Here is a 20,452-nt window from a genome sequence, read left to right on the forward strand (position 1 = left end):
GAAAGGATCTTTAATTGTGATAATGATGAACTTGTGAAATCTGAGCTAAGAACCAGGTGACGATCAGCAGATCGGCGCAGCCTCCGGGACTGAGGTTGCGTTCAATGCACTGTTGGTCGAACTGGTGTAGATATTCGAGATCGGCAGGGGTACGAATCCCCCCTTGCTGCATCAGGGCGGTGGCCTGCTGCTGTAGCCAACGCAGACCTTCTGCGCCGCCACGTGAAGCCACGTTGGTGTCGCCGTTGATAGACATCAGCAGCAATAATGTGTCGAGTAACGCCAGTTCAGGGTCGCGGCCCTGAGTCAGCAGTGCGCGGTAGTGCGGCAGGGCATGCTGGATGACAAGCGGATATCCCGCTTCGGCTTCGCCCCGTGCGCCGGTTAATCCCAATTGCTGATAAAGACGTTGGCCAGCCGTGAGTTGTTGATTGTTCTGGCGCAGTTCGCGCTCGGTCAGGCCACGGCAAAATGTTGCTGCCGTAGAGCAAATGGTTTCAGCGGTAACAGTGAGTTGGAGCTGGTGCAGGCGGCCAATGGCGGCGCACAGCAGTCCCAGTGAAAAGATGCTCCCTTTATGGGTGTTCACCCCGGCGGTGGCGCGGAACATATCGGCTTCGCAGGCCATGCCCAGCGGGCGCAGTCCTTTCAATACATCTTCAGGCGACAGCTGTGCGCTAAACGCCCCATATTCAATAAAACGTGGCAGCCATGACTGAATCGCTTCAGCGCTGCGATGAAAATCTTCCAACGCCATATCTTTATGCGCGCCGTTGTTAATACGATCTACCAGACCGGGTTTGGGCGACAGGTTGACTTCAGTCAACATGGCGCGCCACGCAAGCGTTGCGTAAGCATCAGGCAGATCCAGAGGAAGGACTGCGTTATTGGTTGATGTTGCGGGAATCGGCATCATGCAGCAGTGCCTCCATCTGAGTGAGTAAGTCGGAAAGCGCGTGGGTTTTACCCCGCGCACAGTCGGCAGCACTTTGCTCGCACAGCAGACAGCGGCGGGCAGGGAGTGCGAAATGACGCCGGGACAGAATTTCCCCTTCAGGGGTCAGGACATCGATATCCCATAGCCGTCCCAGCGGGTGTGAATGCTCAAGTTCAATTGTGGCGAGCTTGAGGTCGTGGGCCGGAGCCTCAATAGACAAAAGACCTTCTGGACCGCTGGCAGAAACCAGCGCTGTTTGCTCCCTGACAATCCAGGTGGATTGTTTCGCCAACGCGAGCAAGGCGGTTACGCCGTGATTAAAGATACGACGGGTTAATTCGCTGTCTTTAATCGGTCCCGGTGCGACGACGGTAAACGAGACCAGCGGCGCAGAGTGGCGTGTCAGCCACTCCTGTTGCCTTGCCTGTCTCTCATCGCGGCTGGCTAGCAGCTCGGGAATGGAAACCGCGTGTTGGGTGGCGTATTCAGGGAGCAGGTGCATGGTTTATTCCTTCACCTGATGCACAACGTCAATCACTGAACCATCGCGGTAACGCACAACGGCAATCACGCGGTCAGTGAATTCGATAGCGCGTGGCTGACCGGTGAGCTGCTGTGCACGTTCGCGCAGCCATTCAATGGACACCACTTTCATACCGGCTTCTTTCAGACGTTCTGCCAGTTCCGGACGTGCAGGGTTGACGGCGATACCGTGGTCAGTGACCAGAATGTCAACACTGGAGCCTGGGGTTACGCAGGTCAGCACGTTATCAACCAGGGTCGGGATGCGTCCGCGAACCAGCGGCGCGACGATGATAGACAGCGCAGCGGCAACCGCGGTATCGCAGTGACCACCGGATGCGCCGCGCAGTACGCCGTCAGAACCGGTCAGTACGTTGACGTTGAAGCTGGTATCAACTTCCAGCGCGCTGAGCACCACGACGTCCAGACGATCGACGGATGCGCCTTTTGAGCCCCAGTTGGCATACTGGTTGGCACTGATCTCAATGTGGTTTGGATTGCGGGCCAGCGATTCTGCGGCGTTACGGTCAAAACTCTGAACGTCCAGCAGTTTGCGAATCAGGCCTTTTTCGTGCAGGTCAACGATGGTAGCGGTAATGCCGCCCAGCGCGAAGTCGGCACGGATATCGCGGCTGCGCATTTTGTCTTCCAGGAAACGCGTAACGGCCAGAGAGGCGCCGCCGGTTCCTGTCTGCAGTGAGAAGCCTTCGTTGAAGTAGCCGGAATTAGCAATGACCTCAGCCGCGCTACGGGCGATTAACAGTTCACGCGGGTTGGTGGTCATGCGGGTCGCATCGGCACCAATTTTGTCCGCATCGCCGACCTGATCGATCTGCACGATCAGATCTACCTGATCCTGCGTAATGCTGGCCGGGTTATGCGGATAGGTCAGCAGCTGTTCAGTCAGCAGGACAACCTGTTTTGCGTTTTCGGCGTCTACGCGGGCATAGCCTAGTGAGCCGCAGCACGCTTTACCGTTATAACCGTTGGCGTTGCCAAACTGGTCGCAGGACGGCACGCCGAGGAACGCCACATCAATGCTGAGCTCGCCACTTTGCACCAGGTGCACACGGCCACCGTGGGAGTGAATTTGTACCGGTTCGGCTAGTAGGCCACGTGAGATTTCTTCCGCCAGCGGGCCACGCAGACCGGAGGTATAAATGCGGCTAACCACGCCCTGACGGATGTGCTCAACCAGCGGAGCATGGCAGTCGCTCAGAGAGCTGGAGGCCAGCGTCAGATTTTTAAAGCCCATATTGGCGATGGCGTCCATCACCAGGTTAATCGTCAGATCGCCACCACGAAAAGCGTGGTGGAAAGAGATAGTCATACCATCCTGTAAACCTGAACGACGAATAGCGTCTTCCAGGTTAGCGCACAGCTTTTTGTCGCGCGGTTTTTGCGCCTGCAATTCTACTTTTGCGGTGCTCTGATAAGCGGAAAGCTCACTTTCTGCATGACGGCTCCAGGTCGCCACGCGATCCTGGCGTTGAGACTGTTCGATTTTCTGCGTCATTTTTTTGCCTTATTCTTCGCGAATGCCGGAAAGTTCTGCACGGGAGATAACCAGAAGGGCGCGCTCGATAACCGGGCTGTCGACCATTTTGCCGTTCAGGGAAACTACGCCACGACCTTCGCGAGCAGCGGCTTCAGCGGCTTCCACAACCAGACGGGCGTGAGCCAGTTCTTTGCGCGTTGGGGCGTACAGGTTGTGCAGGAGTTCGATCTGGCGCGGGTTGATGAGCGATTTGCCGTCAAAACCCAGTTGCTTGATATGTGCGGCTTCGTGCAGGAAACCCGCTTCGTTGTTGGCATCGGAATACACGGTGTCGAACGCCTGAATACCGGCAGAACGTGCAGCCTGCAAAATAGAGCAGCGGGCAAACAGCAGTTCAGTACCTTCCGGTGAGCGCTCAGTGCGCAGGTTACGTACATAGTCTTCCGCACCCAGGGCAATACCGATCAGACGTTCGGAAGCATGGGCAATTTCTACCGCGCGGGTAATGCCTAACGGCGATTCGATGGCGGCTAACAGACCGGTGCTGCCTGGCTCACGGCCACAGGCGTTTTCGATACGCAGAATTTCGCTTTCGATGTCGATGACATCCTGCGCGGTATCGGTCTTCGGTAAACGTACGATGTCAGCACCGCCACGTACCACGGCTTCAAGGTCGTTGATACCCCATTCGGAGTCGAGGGCGTTTACACGCACGATGGTTTCAACGTCGTGATACAGCGGATGCTGCAGCGCGTGGTACACCATGCGGCGAGCGGTATCTTTTTCACGCAACGCGACGGAGTCTTCCAGGTCGAACATCAGTGCATCTGCCGGGTAGATGAACGAGTTGCTGACCATGGCGGCATTGGCGCCCGGTACGAACAACATGCTGCGGCGAGTACGAGTTTTACGTTGTTGCAAAGATTCGGAAATCACTGGCAATCCTCCCATGGCAGTGCCGGAATACCGCCAGCGCGGGCCAGTAGTGCTTCCAGTCGCGCACGTAAAATGCAGTCCAGTGCGCCTTTATCATCAACATTCAATTGCACGCCGCGTACGTTGTAGCGGGACAGAACGTCCAGAATGGTGGCCCGGATGGCATCACCGAACTGCTTTTCGACGCTACTGTTAACCTGCAGGTCAATATCCTGCGAATCGAGTGGGGCGATGCGAATCATCACATCACCGGACTCGAGTGTGCCTGCGACGGCTGCCTGGTTTATTTTCATTTTTCACCTGTTGCTAATGCGGGGGTATTTTGGCGGACTGCCGCACCCGATGAGGCTCGCTCAACCATGCTTTGCAGATACTGCAGCGTGGCGTCAGGGACCAGGGATGCGATAGCCGTGAGATCTTTTTTAACCAGCAGCTTGCGCACCCAGGAGGCGGAAATCGGCATCTCCTGGAAGCACAGCCGCTCAATTTCCACCAGTTCAATCGGCGGGGCGGGAAGCGTTGGGGTCTCCAGCCAGTAACGCATGTCGTTGTTATACTGGGAGGTGACGGTGCAATACGGCTCAGTACCGACGAAGCGGTGCGTGACGCCGAGAGCCGGAGCCAGATACTGGCGGAAGATTTTCAGGTCTATTTCGGTGTAGCAGTGGTTAATAACGCTCTGTTCTTTGATGAAGTAACACGGGAACGTGGCGCGGGAAATGATGTACTCCGAACCGCGATGCACGGTTAAACGTGGAATGTCTTTTGTTCCTTTAAGCACCAGATCCAGGCGGTCTTCATACGGAAAACGTGAGGTATCTTCTTTCACCAAAAACAGATGTAGCCAGTCACATTGCGCGGCAGCCTGTTGGATCAGAAAACGGTGTCCGTTGGTGAAGGGGTTGGCGTTCATGACGATACAGCCAATTTTTTTCCCATCATGACGCTGTTTTGCCAGTGATTCGGCGTAGCGTTTCAGACGTGTGGTGCTGTTTTCCATCAATACCATAATGCCGGGAACGCTGGTGAGCGTAGAAAAACCGCACTGTTTAAACAGCGATTCGTACTCGGTTTTGGTATAGATGAAGAGGTGCGTACAATGACGTTCGTAGGCAAGGTTGATTAACTCGGTCGCCAGCGTCAGCGCTAAACCCTCGCCGCGGACAGATTCACAGATTGCGACACACTTAATAATATTCCCAGCGATACCACCGCAGGCAATCAGACGGTCGTCACGGGTGACGGTGATAAATACTTCGACGGTCGTATCTACGCTCAAATCATTCTCTTTCAGAAATTGCGCGATAGCCGCCATCTTTTTATTTTCTGAGCGTTTAACTTGCGTGAATATATTATTACCGAACATAGTGAATAGAGCCCCGATGCTATATTTGTTACTGGGTTTCTGTTTTTGTTGCTCTGTTTAGCAACCTGATAACGTTTTGTTTGCAATTGAAGGGAATGGTTTTTTATTACGGAGTATTTCTTTTTTTCCCTGCTGCATACATCGTAAGGGGTATTTTGGAGGTAATTTTTGATTTATTTCACAATAAGTTAGAAGGTTTTAATGTGTTTTATGGTTTTAAGTTTTTTAATTAATTTAACCCTAAAATAAGGTGTGGTTTTAATTTGTTTAATTGATTTAAGGTAGGGAATCTGCAACGATCTTGTTTTATACCATAACGTGTAAATAGAACATTTTAATTACAACTACAATGAGAAATTAGTTTTAGTTAACGTCGGTGAGGAAAAATGTGATGGCAGAACAGAAAAATAAAACACGGTTTCCTTTTTTCCGCAGTCTGGCGTTTCCTTTACGTATCTTTCTGCTCATTCTGGTCGTTTCTGTTTTTATCATTGCCGCCCTGGCACAATACTTCACCGCCAGCTTTGAAGATTATCTGGCAACGCATGTCCGCGATATGGCAATGAATCAGGCCAAAATCATCGCCTCTAACGACAGTATCATCACGGCGGTTAAGCATCGTGATTACAAGCGATTGGCGACGATTGCCGACAAACTGCAGAGCGGAACTGACTTCGACTACGTGGTTATCGGGGATACCAACTCCATTCGTCTATATCATCCGAACCCGGAAAAGATTGGCTATCCGATGCAGTTCACCAAACCCGGTGCGCTGGAAAAAGGCGAGAGCTACTTTATTACCGGTAAAGGCTCCATTGGGATGGCAATGCGCGCTAAAACGCCCATCTTTGATGACGATGGCAAAATCATTGGCGTGGTCTCAATTGGTTATCTGATCAGCAAAATCGATAGCTGGCGATCGGATTTCTTACTGCCAATGGCTGGGGTATTTATCCTGCTGCTGTTGGTTCTGATGCTGCTCTCCTGGTTTTTCGCTGCCCATATTCGTCGGCAGATGTTGGGTATGGAACCGAAACAAATTGCGCGTGTGGTACGTCAGCAGGAAGCGTTGTTCAGCTCGGTGTATGAAGGGTTGATTGCCGTGGATCCTGATGGATATATCACCGCAATAAATCGCAGTGCGAGGAAAATGCTGGGGCTGTCTTCACCTGGGAGAAAGTGGCTTGGAAAACCGGTGAGTGAGGTGGTTCAGCCAGCGGACTTTTTCACCCAACAGATTGCGGAAAAACGACAGGACGCGATGGTCAACTTTAATGGACTGAGCGTTATCGCCAACCGTGAGGCGATTCGCTCCGGTGACGAACTGCTTGGGGCAATCATCAGTTTTCGTAGTAAAGATGAAATTGCTACTCTTAATGCGCAGTTAACGCAAATCAAACAGTATGTAGAGAGCCTGAGGACGCTGCGTCATGAGCATCTGAACTGGATGTCGACTATCAATGGTCTGCTGCAAATGAAAGAGTATGACAAGGTTCTGGCCATGGTGCAGGGGGAATCCCAGGCGCAACAGCAACTGATTGACAGTCTGCGCGGCGCGTTTGCCGATCGTCAGGTAGCCGGTCTGTTGTTTGGCAAGGTGCAGCGCGCGCGGGAACTGGGTCTCACCATGACTATTGTTCAGGGCAGCCAACTGCATCAACTCCCCGAGGGGCTGGATAGCACAGAGTTTGCAGCAATTGTTGGCAATCTGCTTGATAATGCATTTGAAGCGAGCTTGCGCACCCAGCAAGGCAACAAGGTCGTCGAACTCTATTTGAGCGATGAAGGGGATGACGTGATCATCGAAGTTGCCGATCAGGGATGCGGTGTGCCGGAAGCATTGCGTGAAAAAATATTTGAACAGGGTGTGAGCACCCGTACCGATGAACCAGGTGAACATGGCATCGGTTTGTATCTTATTGCAAGTTATGTGAGGCGCTGTGACGGGGTGATTACGCTCGAAGATAACTCCCCCTGCGGCACCTTATTTTCTTTATTTCTTCCGAAAGTGAAAAAAAACAATGACGGAACCATTAACGCTATTGATCGTTGAGGATGAAACGCTACTGGCGGAAATGCATGCTGAATATATCCGCCATATACCCGGCTTCAGCCAGATTTGGCTGGCGGGTAATCTTGCGCAGGCGAGGATGATGATTGAGCGTTTTAAGCCCGGTTTGATTCTGCTCGATAACTACTTGCCGGACGGCAAGGGAATTACCTTATTGCATGAGCTAACCCAGGCGCGTTATCCGGGCGGTGTGGTGTTTACCACGGCGGCCAGCGACATGGAAACAGTCTCCGAAGCTGTGCGCAGCGGCGCGTTTGATTACCTGGTCAAACCCATTGCCTACGAGCGGCTGGGGCAGACCCTGACGCGTTATCAACAGCGGCGACGCATGTTGGCCGGTAATGATAGCGCCAGTCAAAAGCAGATAGATGAGATGTTTAATGCCTACGCGCGGGGCGAGCCGAAAGGGGATTTACCGACCGGGATTGATGCCTTAACGCTGAATGCAGTGCTGAAATTATTTGCCGATCCGACGGTACACCATACAGCAGAAACGATCGCCCAGGCGCTCACTATCAGCCGAACGACTTCCAGACGCTACCTGGAGTACTGTGCCAGCCGACATTTGATTATTGCGGAGATTATTCACGGTAAGGTGGGTAGGCCGCAGCGTATCTATCACGGCGGCTAAATGCTGATTTCTGACGTAGGCCGGATAAGATGCTTTAGCATCGACATCCGGCAACGTTGCAGTCGAAATGCCGGATGCGGCGTGAATGCCTCATCCGGCCTACATTTCTCTGAGTATCAGCCGCCAACGACGGCTGAAGAAGAACCTGGTACCATCACTTCAGTTGCGATAATCACAACCAACAACCCAACCAGAACCGGAACCGAGGTACGTTTCACCACTTCGAACGGAGAAATCTTCGCCATACCAGCCACAGCAACCACCACGCCGGAGACCGGGGAGATTGTGCGTCCAAGGTTTGACGCCTGCAGCATCGGGATAACAAGGTAAGCTGGGTTAATGCCGGAGGAATGCGCCAGCTTAGGGATCATCTCAACGAAGGCATAGAACGGAGCGTTACCAGAACCCGTAGTCATTGCCGCCAGCATAGTCAGGATCACCAGCACCATCATCAGAATAATGCTCGCTGAACCAAACGAGGTGGCGATAGAAATCAGACTCTGAATAAAGCCGATTGTGCTCAGACCCTGGGCAAATACACCCGCAGCGACTAACAACATCACCACGTTAGCAAAGGCATCCGCCATGCCACGGTAAGCGACTTCCAGACCAGAGAAAATCTTTTGGGTGTTGAACCCACGTACGAACTCCAGAATAGCCGCGATGAGCATGCACAGAACCAGAATCGTAATGATATGCAGCTGTGGACCCCATTTACCATCAAAAATCAGGACGCCAACAATCGGGGTAAACGGCAGAATGGCGTAAAATGACGGGGCAGTCGTGGTGATTTCAGCCACATCTAACATTTCATGAGAAATGTTCTCTTTTTTATCCAGAAAACGCTGCCAGAAAAAGTGGGCAATCGCCATAGCAATGATGGCGGCAATGGAAATTGGCAGCGTGGTTTTAAAGGCGAAATCGATCAGCGGCATTTCTGCAGCTTTTGCCGCCAGCACCACATCACCGGATGTTGGTGAAAGAATAATTGCAGCAGGGGAGGCACAAATGGCCGCTGCGGCGCCACGGCTGATCCCAACGTTAACCATGACCGGGAAAAGTGTTGCCATCAGCAATACGCCCAGACCGGTTGCTGACGAAACCGCCAGTGACATCAGGCAGGCGACAAAATAGGCGGCAATCATTAGCAGATAAGGTGAGTTGATGTATTGCAGAGGCTTGGAGGCCAGCTTAACGACCATATCGTTCGCGCCAATGTGGGTCATATAAGCGGCAAAACCACACAGCATCATGATCATCATGCCGAGATCGCCACCACGGCTCATCAGCAAAATTTTAATATATTCAACAATGTCTGTTGCCGTATAGCCCGTTGATGCCGCGCTGGACGGCAAAACTTTATGCCCCATCAGCGCACTAATAATCAGCAAAACCAGACCACCAACAAACAGTACGCCTGTCGCGGAATAACCTTTAATGATGTAGCGCGCTACACCCACAATAACCACAACCCCAATAAGGAGTTCAATAAATGTCAACATCGTTTCCCCTGTCGCATTGCTGCCCAGAAAGTAAAAAAACTAAAAAAAGTAAAAAGTGGTGACAGAATGTGCCTAATAAACCGATAACTCTTGCTGATTAAAATCAATAAAAATACGGATTCAAGCGATGGTTAAGCCGTTTTTTCAGCATCGCGGTTTAAAAAAGAATCTCACAATAAGAAACTGTGAAGCGCAGCGCTGATGTGTGTGTTTTGTGGCGATGATGAATATTAATTGTTAATTTATTGTGATGATATTTAACTTTTTTCGCAGGAAAGAACAATTTATTGGCAATAAAGAGAAAATAGTTCCTATTAGATGGCTCAGTAAACTCATGGATAATTATCTTAAAAATTATAGGCTGAGGATTATTCTGATTTTTTAGCTGCGCATTTTTGTTAAGCTAACATTAAGGTTGAGTTTGCTACAATTAATAATAAATCCCAGGATGGTAATTAAGTTGTGATTGTCGCTAAACGATATTTTCTCATTTTTTCATTTCTTTTTATTCAGTTAGCATCCATTCCCCATGGAGTTGCTGAAGATAAAGGCTGGTTCGCTACTTTTAAAGACAATGTCAGTGAAACCTGGCAGCAGCCAGAACATTATGATCTGTACGTGCCGGCTATTACCTGGCATGCACGCTTTGCCTACGATAAAGAAAAAACGGATCGCTACAATGAACGCCCATGGGGGGCGGGCTTTGGTCAATCCCGTTGGGATGATAAAGGTAACTGGCACGGGCTTTATATAATGGCCTTTAAGGATTCCTACAATAAATGGGAACCCATTGGTGGTTATGGCTGGGAAAAAACCTGGCGACCGCTGGCAGATGAAAATTTTCATACAGGTCTCGGTTTTACCGCTGGTTTTACCGCACGCGATAACTGGAACTACATTCCGGTTCCCGTGCTGTTACCGCTGGCATCGATAGGGTATGGTCCGGCAACGTTCCAGATGACCTACATTCCGGGAACGTACAACAACGGTAACGTCTACTTTGCATGGATGCGTTTCCAGTTTTGATGGACTACCTGTATTGTCAGGTGGATTATTAAAAAGTCTTTTAAAAACAGTGTGATATTAACTTTAACTGAAAAATAACGCGACATTTATCACTTTTTGATAAAGTTCGACTGGACAAAGTCCACCACAATTGTTGTACTGATACCCGACACAGCATTTGTGTCTATTTTTCATGTAAAGGTAATTTTGATGTCTAAGATTAAAGGTAACGTTAAGTGGTTTAATGAGTCCAAAGGATTCGGTTTCATTACTCCGGAAGATGGCAGCAAAGACGTGTTCGTACACTTCTCTGCAATCCAGACCAATGGTTTTAAAACTCTGGCTGAAGGTCAGCGTGTAGAGTTCGAAATCACTAACGGTGCCAAAGGCCCTTCTGCTGCAAACGTAATCGCTCTGTAAGCATACGACAGCAAGCATTCAAAACCCGCTTAATTGCGGGTTTTTTTTCGCTTCAGTGCGCGGGAGAGGCCGAAACCAGCCAGAATGCCAGGGCGGTCATCGCAAATGATCCCAACAGATTAACCAGTACATTCACCATAGCCCAACCAAAGCGTCCTTCCTGTAGCAAAAACACCACCTCAGCTGAGAAAGTGGAAAACGTTGTTAGTCCCCCGCAAAAGCCAGTGGTAATCAGTACCTTCCACATTGGATCAATGTTAGTCATGCGATTAAACCACGCCAGACCCATACCAATGATAAATGCGCCAAGTAAGTTTGCAGCCAGTGTACCGAATGGGATGGCCTGATGTAGCGGGTTAAACCTCATGCTCAACATCCATCTTGCTACACTACCTGTACCACCACCGATAAAAACCGCTAAAAGGAGTTGTAACACTGCATAATCCTGCTATTTGATTGTATATAGGATGAGTGTAACGCTGAATAATCGTGGTTGGCGAGCCTAACAACGTTTTCTGGAGGGAATATGTTCGTTGCAGCAGGGCAATTTGCCGTGGGACCTTCATGGGAAAAAAATGCAGAAACCTGCGTCTTTTTGATGTCACAGGCTGCAGGAGAGGGGGCGTCGCTGTTGGTATTACCGGAGGCGCTTCTGGCCCGTGACGATCTGGACCCAGACCTGTCAGTGAAATCAGCTCAACTGCTGGAGGGCGGATTTTTGACGCGCTTGCTGCGAGAAAGCGCGCAAAATGAGATGACGACAATCCTGACGATTCATGTTCCTTCTGTGCCAGGCCGGGCGTTTAACATGCTGGTGGCGCTACGGGCAGGTCAGGTCGTGGCCCATTACGCTAAATTACATCTCTATGATGCCTTTTCGATTCAGGAGTCACGAAATGTGGATGCAGGGGACGCCATAGCGCCGCTGCTGGACGTAGACGGGTTAAAAGTAGGGTTAATGACCTGTTATGATCTGCGCTTTCCTGAGTTGGCGCTGGCGCACGCATTGCAGGGAGCGGAAATTCTTGTCTTACCCGCAGCCTGGGTTCGGGGATCGCTTAAAGAACATCACTGGGCTACGCTTTTGGCGGCAAGAGCGTTAGATGCGACGTGTTACTTGATTGCGGCGGGAGAGTGCGGTAACAAGAATATCGGCCAAAGCAGGGTCATCGACCCCTTTGGTGTGACCATTGCTGCTGCGGCAGAAACGCCCACGCTAATTATGGCCGAGGTTTCCGCCGAGCGGGTGAGGCAGGTTAGGGCACAACTCCCGGTGTTAAGTAACCGACGCTTTGCGCCACCGCAATTATTATGACGTTTTTTTAAACAAGGCTTGATTCACCTTGTTACAGATTGCTATTGTGTGCGCGCGTCGAAAGGCCGTTAATATTCTCAGGTTAATATGGCGCTTTATGCAGCCTGGTTTAAGTCAAGAAGGTATCTATGGGTGAGATTAGTATTACCAAACTGCTGGTGGTTGCCGCACTGGTTGTTCTGCTGTTTGGTACCAAGAAGTTACGTACACTGGGTGGAGACCTGGGAACGGCAATCAAAGGCTTCAAGAAAGCAATGAACGACGATAATGCCGATGCTAAGAAAGATGCTGATGGTAGCGTTCAGGCTGAGAAGCTTTCTCATAAAGAGTAATGTCAGGAGCATGATGCTCATACTGCATACTCTGCATGAAAAAAAACCGGCAATTAGCCGGTTTTTTTATTGCTGATATGTAAGTGAGTATTACACGATTACTTCACTTCCAGCCCTTTGGCCTGCATGTCAGCATGGTATGAAGAGCGAACGAATGGACCGCAGGCTGCATGGGTAAAGCCCATTGCCATAGCTTCGGCTTTCATCTCATCGAACTCATCCGGGCTCACATAGCGTTGAACCGGCAGGTGATGGCGGCTTGGCTGTAAATACTGTCCCAGTGTCAGCATGGTGACACCATGGCTGCGCAGGTCACGCATGACCTCAATGATTTCCGCATTGGTTTCGCCCAGACCGACCATCAGACCTGATTTGGTCGGAATCTCCGGGTGCGCTTCCTTGAAACGTTCCAGAAGCTTCAGTGACCAGTTGTAGTCAGCACCTGGACGAACATTGCGATAAATACGTGGTACGTTTTCGAGGTTGTGGTTAAACACATCCGGCGGGGTGGCCGTGAGGATATCCAGCGCACGATCCATACGACCACGGAAGTCAGGCACCAGCGTTTCGATTTTAATCGACGGGCTTTTCTCACGAATAGCGGTGATGCAGTCAGCAAAGTGCTGAGCGCCGCCGTCACGCAGATCGTCGCGGTCAACGGAGGTAATGACGACATAGCGCAGCGCCATGTCAGCAATCGTCTGAGCAAGTTTTAACGGCTCGTTAGCATCAGGAGCAACCGGACGGCCATGGGCAACGTCACAGAATGGGCAACGGCGGGTACAGATTGCGCCGAGGATCATAAAGGTTGCAGTTCCGTGATTGAAACATTCAGCCAGGTTAGGGCAGGAAGCTTCTTCGCAGACAGAGTGCAGGCCATTTTTGCGCATTGCCGCTTTGATGCCCTGGATGCGAGTGGAGTCCGCTGGCAGTTTTATTTTCATCCATTCCGGTTTACGCAGCAGGGCTTCACGCTCTGTTGCCACATTTTTTACCGGGATAAGAGCCATCTTATCGGCATCGCGGTATTTAACACCGCGTTCCATCACAATGGGTTTACTCATAGCTTGCGTGTTCCAGTTGCGAATTACGAAGGAAAGCGTTTCAATTCAAGGGAATGTTGCATTTATCAACTATTTTTGAATTAGTGATACGCAGTATATCATTGAAACGGGCCAGAAAGCAGCCTGACAGGCTGGCAAAATGTAAAATAGTTGTTGTTTTGTGCCATTTGCCACAACATATGCCGTGGCAAAGTATGCGCTTAATTTCAGTCCGCGATGTACTCGTGCGGTGGGTTACCCAACAGCGCCAGAATGTTGGCCAGCAGCCTTGGGCGAATGCTCTCGGTCGTGGCAGTGCTATCCCACTGCGATACCTTCGCCATTTCCATTCCGGCATAACCACAAGGATTGATACGCAGGAAAGGCGACAAGTCCATATCCACGTTGAGCGCTAAGCCGTGAAATGAACATCCTTTACGAATACGTAACCCCAAAGAGCAGATTTTCTTCTCTCCAACGTATACGCCTGGCGCATCGGCTCGCGGGTGGGCGTCAATACCGATTTCCGCAAGGGTATTCACAACGGTTTGCTCCAGCAGCGTAACCAGTTCGCGAACGCCAAGTTTACGACGCTTCAGGTTCAACAGCACATACATGACCTGCTGGCCCGGCCCGTGATAAGTCACCTGACCGCCACGATCGCTCTGGATCACCGGAATATCTCCCGGCATCAGTACGTGCTCTGCTTTACCTGCCTGACCCTGGGTAAAAACAGGATAATGCTCTACCAGCCAGATTTCGTCATAACTGTTTTCATCGCGGGTATCGGTGAATTCGTGCATGGCCAGAGAAACTGGCTCGTAAGGTTGAAGACCGAGCTGGCGGACAAGAATTTTATCCTGATACAAAACGGCATCTCCGTAGATACTCACATAGAGTAGAGAATATAAAAGAGGGGGAAAAGTATATCACAGGGGGGAGGGGTTACCCGAGCGGGGATGCAGCGGGTAACCAACAGGTTTTTACAGTACCATGCGTACGATATCGATATTGCCTAATTCTTCGTACAGCGTTTCAACCTGCTCAATGTGTGTAGCAGTAATAGTGATTGAGACCGAGTGGTAGTTGCCTTTGCTGCTCGGTTTTACCGTCGGAGAGTAATCACCTGGCGCATGGCGCTGTACCACTTCAACCACCTGATCAACCAGCTCAGGCAACGCCTGCCCCATTACTTTGTAAGTAAATGGAGTAGGGAATTCAAGCAGTTCGTTAAGTTTGGTTTTCATGTCAGCTCCGGCGTTACATCAATAAATAATAACTCCCACAGCGCGTGGGAGTTATCTGGATACCTAGTATATGGGGACGTAAATCACACTTTCAAGTGTTCGATTTTTAGCCAAACCAGTGATGGAACATTAATTTAATGTAATCAATGATTTTCCCAAAGAAGTTGCCTTCAGGGATTTCCTGCAGGACTACCAGCGGGCGCTGCTCAATGGTTTTGCCATCCAGCTGGAAGTTGATGGTGCCGACAACCTGGTTTTTCTGCAGCGGTGCGTGCAGTTCCGTGGTGTTCAGCACATAGCTTGCTTTCAGATCTTTCATGCGGCCGCGCGGAATAGTCAGGTAGACATCTTTATCTACGCCTAACGATGCACGATCGGTGTTACCAAACCAGGCGGGCTCAGAAGCAAACTCTTTACCGACTTTCAGTGGGTTCACGGTTTCAAAGAAACGGAAGCCCCAGGTCAGCAGTTTTTTACTTTCGGTTTCGCGACCTTTATAGGTGCGGCCACCCATGACGGCGGAGATCAGACGCATCTGGCCTTCGGTTGCGGATGCAACGAGGTTATAGCCAGCCTTGTCGGTATGACCGGTTTTGATACCGTCGACATTCAGGCTGTTATCCCACAGCAGGCCGTTACGGTTTAACTGACGGATGCCGTTAAAGGTGAACTCTTTTTCTTTATAGATAGAGTATTCGTTAGGCACGTCGCGAATCAGCGCCTGACCAATCATCGCCATGTCGCGAGCCGAGCTGTATTGACCGTCAGCATCGAGACCATGAACGGTCTGGAAGTGGGTGTTTTTCAGGCCCAGCGCGTTCACATAGCTGTTCATCAGACCGACGAAAGCATCCTGGCTACCGGCTGCGAAGTCCGCCATTGCCACGCACGCGTCATTCCCGGATTGCAGGTTGATACCACGGATAAGCTGAGAAACAGGAACCTGCATTCCTGGCTTCAGGAACATCAACGATGAACCTTTAAAGACCGGATTACCTGTAGCCCATGCGTCATTGCCGACGGTGACCAGATCGGTTTCTTTGAATTTCCCGGCTTTCATCGCCTGGCCGATGACGTAGCTGGTCATCATTTTGGTCAGACTGGCGGGGTCGCGGCGAGTGTCAGCGTTCTGTTCTGCCAGAACTTTGCCTGAATTGTAATCAATCAGGATATATGACTCCGCATCGATCTGCGGAACACCCGGGATCATGGTTTTAATATTCAGGTCATCGGCATGGGCAGCAGAGAGAGAAGCTGCGCAGAGAGCCGCGGTGAGCGCCATACGCTGCACGAAACGAGCGGAAAAAGTGGTCTTCATGGTCTGAACTACGACGTCCGTGATGAAATTAAAAAAAGTGCCCTACTATAGCAAATGCAAAACGGGCAGGCATCTGACTTTCCGCGTGACTTTGTTAATGTCATTTACAGAAACTGACAGTTCAGATACCTGATTTACGTTATTACACGCCGGTGATGAAGGACTGTAATTGCGCCTCGGCTTGAAGACGCTGCTGCAATGTGGAGGCTTCAGCTTTGCTGGCGAACGGCCCCATCTGGATACGCCAGACTGCGCCGTTTTGTACCACCCGACCTGGGACGCCAAATTGCTGGCTTAAACGTTTTTGATACTGCTGCGCACGCGACTGCTCGCTGACTGCGCCAACCTGAACCACGTAGCGTCCGTTGGCTACTGCCGCTGGCGCTGCCGCTGGCGCTGGCGCAGGTGCAGCGACGGCGGCTGGTGTTGCTGCTGGCGCGGTTGGCGTTACCGGTGCGGTGGTGGTCGGTTGCGGAGCCGGAGTCGGCTCGCTACCTTCCAGCACGCCTGCAGCGAGTGTGGTCGGCGCACCGAGGAATCCACTGCTGTTCACTGGCGCACCGGTTGTATCATCGCTTTTCAACGTGGAATTGCTGATCGGACGAATATCGCCTTGCGGCTGACCCGCATCCGATGGCGCAGGCATGCTGCCCATATTGCCACCGCCGCTTAAATCAGGACGCGCGGGCAGGGCATAGGTTTGTTTCGCTACCGTGGTACAAGCCATTCCCGGCCCGGACAATGAACCATCCTGGGCGACGATGATCGGGTCGATACGCACTTTGGTATTGTTGGAGGTATTCAGACGGTCGGCTGCTGCACGTGAAAGTGAAATCACGCGATCGTTGCCATAAGGGCCGCGATCGTTAATGCGCACGACAATCATCCTGCCATTTGCCATGTTAGTTATTCTGGCATAGCTTGGGACTGGCAGCGTCGGATGCGCTGCGGTTAACTGCATCGGGTCGAACGCTTCACCAGACGCGGTTAAGTTGCTTCCGGGTTCCGCATCATAGATAGCGGCAAGCCCTGCCTGGCTAAAGCGGGAAGGGTCCTGGACGATTTTGTAGCTCTTACCATCACGCTGATAGTCCTGATTCGCCGTTGGGTTCAGGGGTTCAAAGCGCGGATCGGCCCCGCTGATTTCAACAATCGGACCATTACACACCGCAGGCTGCGGTGCGACAGCACCCTGTTGCTGACCATCATCACTCGAACACGCCGCGAGCATTCCTGCTGCGATGCAGATACCAAGCCACTGCTTACGCATTGCGTACCCCTTACACGCTTTTCGACAACATTTTTCTATGGGTATGGATCGACATAACAATCCCGAACCCAGCCATCAGCACGATAAGTGCCGAGCCTCCGTAACTAACCAGTGGGAGAGGAACGCCAACCACGGGCAGAATACCGCTCACCATACCAATATTTACGAAGACATAAACGAATAATATCAACATTAAACCACCCGCCATGACGCGACCAAAGGTGGTTTGCGCGTGGGCAGCGATCCATAACCCGCGCATAATCAGCAAAATGTACAGCGCCAGCAGAATTAAGATCCCTACCAGACCCAGTTCTTCCGCTAATACCGCGAAGATAAAATCTGTATGACGTTCGGGTAAAAACTCAAGCTGCGACTGCGTACCGTGTAGCCAGCCTTTACCACGTAGACCGCCGGAGCCAATAGCAATTTTAGACTGAATGATGTGATAACCCGCACCCAGCGGATCGGTTTCCGGATCGAGTAACATCATGACGCGCTGACGTTGATAATCATGCATCAGGAAGAACCACAGTATCGGGATAAACGCCGCAACCAGGACTACCGCAACACCGATTAAACGCCAGCTCAAACCAGAAAGGAACAGAACAAACAGACCGGAAAGAGCGACCAGTATTGAAGTTCCGAGGTCTGGCTGGGCGGCCACCAGCAGGGTGGGCATAAATATCAGCACCAACGCAATGGCGGTATTTTTTAGCGATGGCGGGCAAACATCACGGTTGATGAAGCGCGCGACCATCAGCGGCACGGCAATCTTGGCGATTTCGGAAGGCTGAAAACGCACAATCCCCAAATCCAGCCAGCGCTGCGCGCCTTTGGAGATAGCGCCGAAGGCATCTACTGCCACCAACAAAATGATGCAAAAGATGTAGAGATAGGGAGCCCAGCCTTCATAAACTCGGGGCGGGATTTGCGCCATCACCACCATGATGACCAGGCCCATCGCGATCTGACCGACCTTGCGCTCCATCATGCCAATATCCTGGCCGCTGGCGCTCCAGATGACCAGCGAGCTGTAAACCAGCAGCGCCAGCAAAATAAGCAACATCGTGGGATCGATGTGGATTTTGTCCCAGAATGTTTTTTTGTTCGGATTATCCGTCACGATTATTGGTCCTCCGCTGCTGCAACCGCGGGGTTTTCTGCAGGCAGATTGGTGTTATTGTCGCCCAACATAATGTGGTCAAGGATCTGGCGCATAATGGTACCCACAGCCGGGCCCGCGCCACCGTTCTCAAGAATTATGGCGACAGCAACCTGGGGCTTATCATAGGGTGCGAAGGCCGTCATCAGCTTGTGGTCACGTAAGCGCTCGGCGATCTTATGTGCGTTATAGGTTTCATTGGCTTTCAGGCCAAAGACCTGTGCAGTACCGGATTTCGCCGCAATTTTGTAAGGTGCGCCAGCGAAATATTTGTGTGCAGTACCGTTAGGACGGTTGGCTACACCGTACATGCCGTCTTTTGCGATTTCCCAATAACCGGAATGAATGTCACCAACGGGTGGTTCGTGCGGCTGAATCCACGGCACTTGCTTGCCGTTTTCTGCCGTACTCATCAGCAGATGCGGAACTTTTACCAAACCGTCGTTGATAAGGATCATCAGCGCTTTACTCATCTGGATAGGGGTTGCTGTCCAGTAACCCTGACCGATGCCGACCGGAATGGTATCACCCTGGTACCATGGCTTTTTGAACCGTTTTTGCTTCCACTCGCGGGTTGGCATGTTTCCGGCGCGCTCTTCGGCAAGATCGATACCCGTATATTGACCGTAGCCAAACTTGCTCATCCACTCTGAAAGGCGGTCTATCCCCATATCATAGGCGATTTGATAGAAAAACGTATCCGCCGACTCTTCCAGAGAACGGGTGATGTTCAGATGGCCGTGCCCCCATTTTTTCCAGTCGCGGTAACGTTTTTCAGAGCCCGGTAATTGCCACCAACCCGGATCGAACAGACCAGTATTGCGGGTGATGACGCCTGCACTTAATGCAGAAACCGCGACGTAAGGTTTAACCGTCGAAGCAGGAGGGTAGACACCCTGAGTTGCGCGGTTAACCAATGGGGTATTCGGGTCATTGAGCAACCCGGAGTAATCTTTACTCGAGATACCATCGACAAACAGGTTCGGGTCGTAGCTCGGCATGGACACCAGTGCGAGAACGCCACCGGTACGCGGGTCGGTGACTACCACCGCGGCACGACTGCCCGCCAGCAGCGTTTCGATGTACTGCTGGAGTTTCAGGTCAAGGGTGAGATAGATATCGTGCCCGGCCTGCGGCGCCACTTCTTTCAGTTGGCGAATGACGCGGCCACGGTTGTTCACTTCAACTTCTTCATAACCCGTCTGGCCGTGAAGTACGTCTTCATAGTAGCGTTCAATACCCAATTTACCGATGTCGTGCGTCGCCGCGTAGTTGGCCAGCTTGCCGTCTTTGTCCAGGCGGTCCACGTCTTTATCGTTGATCTTCGATACGTAGCCAATGACGTGGGTCAGCGCAGAGCCGTAGGGGTAATAGCGGCGTTTATAGCCTTTAACTTCGACGCCGGGAAAGCGATATTGATTAACGGCGAACCGTGCCACCTGCACTTCACTGAGGTTAGTTTTTACCGGAATGGAGGTGAAGCGGTGTGAACGGGCGCGCTCTTTTTTAAAGGCGGCAATGTCGTCGTCCGTCAGGTCTACGACGTTACGCAGCGCGTCGAGGGTATCCTGAACGTTGTCGACCTTTTCCGGCATCATTTCTATCTGATAAATGGTGCGGTTAAGGGCGAGCGGAATTCCGTTACGGTCATAAATGATGCCGCGACTGGGGGCGATAGGCACCAGTTTGATGCGGTTTTCGTTCGAGCGGGTCTGATAATCAGTAAAGCGAACGATTTGCAGATTATAAAGGTTGGCGATCAGCACGCCGGTGAGCAGCAAAATCCCCAAAAAAGCGACCAGCGCCCGGCGCACAAACAGCGCGGACTCAGCCGAATAGTCGCGAAAAGAATTCTGTAGTTTCATCCGCTGCTTAAT

21 protein-coding genes are annotated in these 20,452 nt (G+C 51.4%); 6 read left to right on the forward strand and 15 right to left on the reverse strand.

The genetic code is table 11. The features are described 5' to 3' along the window. Nucleotides 1–10 precede the first annotated feature (10 nt). Genes citG through citC form a run of 6 tightly spaced genes read right to left on the reverse strand, consistent with a single transcriptional unit; the run spans nt 11 to nt 5,259 of the window. Nucleotides 11–916, reverse strand: a complete 906-nt coding sequence (gene citG / locus OGX97_RS16920) for a triphosphoribosyl-dephospho-CoA synthase CitG (RefSeq protein WP_003831272.1) — start codon at nt 914–916, stop codon at nt 11–13. Beyond that, nucleotides 885–1,439, reverse strand: a complete 555-nt coding sequence (gene citX, locus OGX97_RS16925) for a citrate lyase holo-[acyl-carrier protein] synthase (RefSeq protein ID WP_003831273.1) — start codon at nt 1,437–1,439, stop codon at nt 885–887. The genes citG and citX overlap by 32 nt, the downstream gene beginning before the upstream one ends. Before the next feature lie 3 nt (nt 1,440–1,442). Next, nucleotides 1,443–2,975 carry a citrate lyase subunit alpha gene (gene citF / locus OGX97_RS16930; RefSeq protein WP_235124708.1) on the reverse strand — a complete coding sequence of 511 codons (1,533 nt, stop codon included), beginning with the start codon at nt 2,973–2,975 and terminating at the stop codon, nt 1,443–1,445. Nucleotides 2,976–2,984: 9 nt separating this feature from the next. Further along, nucleotides 2,985–3,893 carry an aldolase/citrate lyase family protein gene (locus tag OGX97_RS16935; protein ID WP_003831275.1) on the reverse strand — a complete coding sequence of 303 codons (909 nt, stop codon included), beginning with the start codon at nt 3,891–3,893 and terminating at the stop codon, nt 2,985–2,987. Then, nucleotides 3,890–4,186: a citrate lyase acyl carrier protein gene (gene citD, locus OGX97_RS16940; RefSeq protein WP_003831276.1), complete on the reverse strand. Its 297-nt coding sequence runs from the start codon at nt 4,184–4,186 to the stop codon at nt 3,890–3,892. The genes OGX97_RS16935 and citD overlap by 4 nt, the downstream gene beginning before the upstream one ends. After that, nucleotides 4,183–5,259 (reverse strand): [citrate (pro-3S)-lyase] ligase, encoded by a 1,077-nt coding sequence (gene citC, locus OGX97_RS16945; RefSeq protein WP_003831277.1) that lies wholly within the window; start codon nt 5,257–5,259, stop codon nt 4,183–4,185. Before citC ends, citD begins: the two co-directional genes overlap by 4 nt. 391 nt (nt 5,260–5,650) lie before the next feature. Here citC and dpiB point away from each other — a divergent pair, with 391 nt between their 5' ends. Both dpiB and dpiA read left to right on the forward strand, forming a co-directional pair. Next, complete coding sequence (gene dpiB, locus OGX97_RS16950; RefSeq protein ID WP_060682584.1) at nt 5,651–7,312, forward strand: sensor histidine kinase DpiB; 1,662 nt, start codon at nt 5,651–5,653, stop codon at nt 7,310–7,312. Beyond that, a complete protein-coding gene (gene dpiA / locus OGX97_RS16955) occupies nt 7,281–7,961 on the forward strand; it encodes a two-component response regulator DpiA (protein ID WP_003831279.1) in 681 nt (226 codons plus the stop codon). Before dpiB ends, dpiA begins: the two co-directional genes overlap by 32 nt. Nucleotides 7,962–8,077: 116 nt before the next feature. Here the strand turns inward: dpiA and dcuC are convergent, their stop codons facing one another. Beyond that, nucleotides 8,078–9,463, reverse strand: coding sequence for an anaerobic C4-dicarboxylate transporter DcuC (dcuC, locus tag OGX97_RS16960; protein WP_279850438.1), 1,386 nt, complete (start codon nt 9,461–9,463; stop codon nt 8,078–8,080). A gap of 462 nt (nt 9,464–9,925) precedes the next feature. On the opposite strand from dcuC, the gene pagP reads away from it, so the two are divergent. Both pagP and cspE read left to right on the forward strand, forming a co-directional pair. Continuing rightward, the gene (gene pagP / locus OGX97_RS16965; RefSeq protein WP_103284871.1) at nt 9,926–10,489 is read left to right on the forward strand and encodes a lipid IV(A) palmitoyltransferase PagP; all 564 of its coding nucleotides are present in this window, start codon (nt 9,926–9,928) and stop codon (nt 10,487–10,489) included. 189 nt (nt 10,490–10,678) lie between these two features. Then, complete coding sequence (cspE, locus tag OGX97_RS16970; RefSeq protein WP_000034825.1) at nt 10,679–10,888, forward strand: transcription antiterminator/RNA stability regulator CspE; 210 nt, start codon at nt 10,679–10,681, stop codon at nt 10,886–10,888. Nucleotides 10,889–10,940: 52 nt separating this feature from the next. On the opposite strand, the gene crcB is transcribed toward cspE, so the two are convergent. After that, nucleotides 10,941–11,324: a fluoride efflux transporter CrcB gene (gene crcB, locus OGX97_RS16975; RefSeq protein ID WP_003831281.1), complete on the reverse strand. Its 384-nt coding sequence runs from the start codon at nt 11,322–11,324 to the stop codon at nt 10,941–10,943. 90 nt (nt 11,325–11,414) lie between these two features. On the opposite strand from crcB, the gene OGX97_RS16980 reads away from it, so the two are divergent. Together OGX97_RS16980 and tatE are read left to right on the forward strand one after the other, a co-directional pair. Then, nucleotides 11,415–12,203: a deaminated glutathione amidase gene (locus OGX97_RS16980; RefSeq protein WP_032942681.1), complete on the forward strand. Its 789-nt coding sequence runs from the start codon at nt 11,415–11,417 to the stop codon at nt 12,201–12,203. Nucleotides 12,204–12,331: 128 nt separating this feature from the next. Then, nucleotides 12,332–12,535 carry a twin-arginine translocase subunit TatE gene (gene tatE, locus OGX97_RS16985; RefSeq protein WP_003022699.1) on the forward strand — a complete coding sequence of 68 codons (204 nt, stop codon included), beginning with the start codon at nt 12,332–12,334 and terminating at the stop codon, nt 12,533–12,535. 98 nt (nt 12,536–12,633) lie between these two features. On the opposite strand, the gene lipA is transcribed toward tatE, so the two are convergent. The 7 genes from lipA to mrdA form a co-directional block, all read right to left on the reverse strand. Then, complete coding sequence (gene lipA / locus OGX97_RS16990; RefSeq protein ID WP_003022702.1) at nt 12,634–13,599, reverse strand: lipoyl synthase; 966 nt, start codon at nt 13,597–13,599, stop codon at nt 12,634–12,636. Nucleotides 13,600–13,805: 206 nt separating this feature from the next. Next, nucleotides 13,806–14,447 carry a lipoyl(octanoyl) transferase LipB gene (gene lipB / locus OGX97_RS16995; protein WP_003831286.1) on the reverse strand — a complete coding sequence of 214 codons (642 nt, stop codon included), beginning with the start codon at nt 14,445–14,447 and terminating at the stop codon, nt 13,806–13,808. 114 nt (nt 14,448–14,561) lie between these two features. After that, nucleotides 14,562–14,825 carry a DUF493 family protein YbeD gene (gene ybeD, locus OGX97_RS17000; protein ID WP_003022706.1) on the reverse strand — a complete coding sequence of 88 codons (264 nt, stop codon included), beginning with the start codon at nt 14,823–14,825 and terminating at the stop codon, nt 14,562–14,564. A 106-nt stretch (nt 14,826–14,931) separates the two neighbouring features. Further along, nucleotides 14,932–16,143, reverse strand: a complete 1,212-nt coding sequence (dacA, locus tag OGX97_RS17005; protein WP_003022711.1) for a D-alanyl-D-alanine carboxypeptidase DacA — start codon at nt 16,141–16,143, stop codon at nt 14,932–14,934. A 142-nt stretch (nt 16,144–16,285) separates the two neighbouring features. Next, nucleotides 16,286–17,413: an endolytic peptidoglycan transglycosylase RlpA gene (gene rlpA / locus OGX97_RS17010; RefSeq protein ID WP_279850439.1), complete on the reverse strand. Its 1,128-nt coding sequence runs from the start codon at nt 17,411–17,413 to the stop codon at nt 16,286–16,288. 10 nt (nt 17,414–17,423) lie between these two features. After that, nucleotides 17,424–18,536 carry a peptidoglycan glycosyltransferase MrdB gene (mrdB, locus tag OGX97_RS17015; RefSeq protein ID WP_003022718.1) on the reverse strand — a complete coding sequence of 371 codons (1,113 nt, stop codon included), beginning with the start codon at nt 18,534–18,536 and terminating at the stop codon, nt 17,424–17,426. Nucleotides 18,537–18,538: 2 nt separating this feature from the next. After that, on the reverse strand, nt 18,539–20,440 hold the full coding sequence (gene mrdA / locus OGX97_RS17020; RefSeq protein ID WP_003831292.1) for a peptidoglycan DD-transpeptidase MrdA: 1,902 nt from the start codon (nt 20,438–20,440) through the stop codon (nt 18,539–18,541). Between the last annotated feature and the right edge of the window lie 12 nt (nt 20,441–20,452).

Source organism: Citrobacter sp. Cpo061 (assembly GCF_030332845.1).
Taxonomy (GTDB): domain Bacteria; phylum Pseudomonadota; class Gammaproteobacteria; order Enterobacterales; family Enterobacteriaceae; genus Citrobacter; species Citrobacter portucalensis.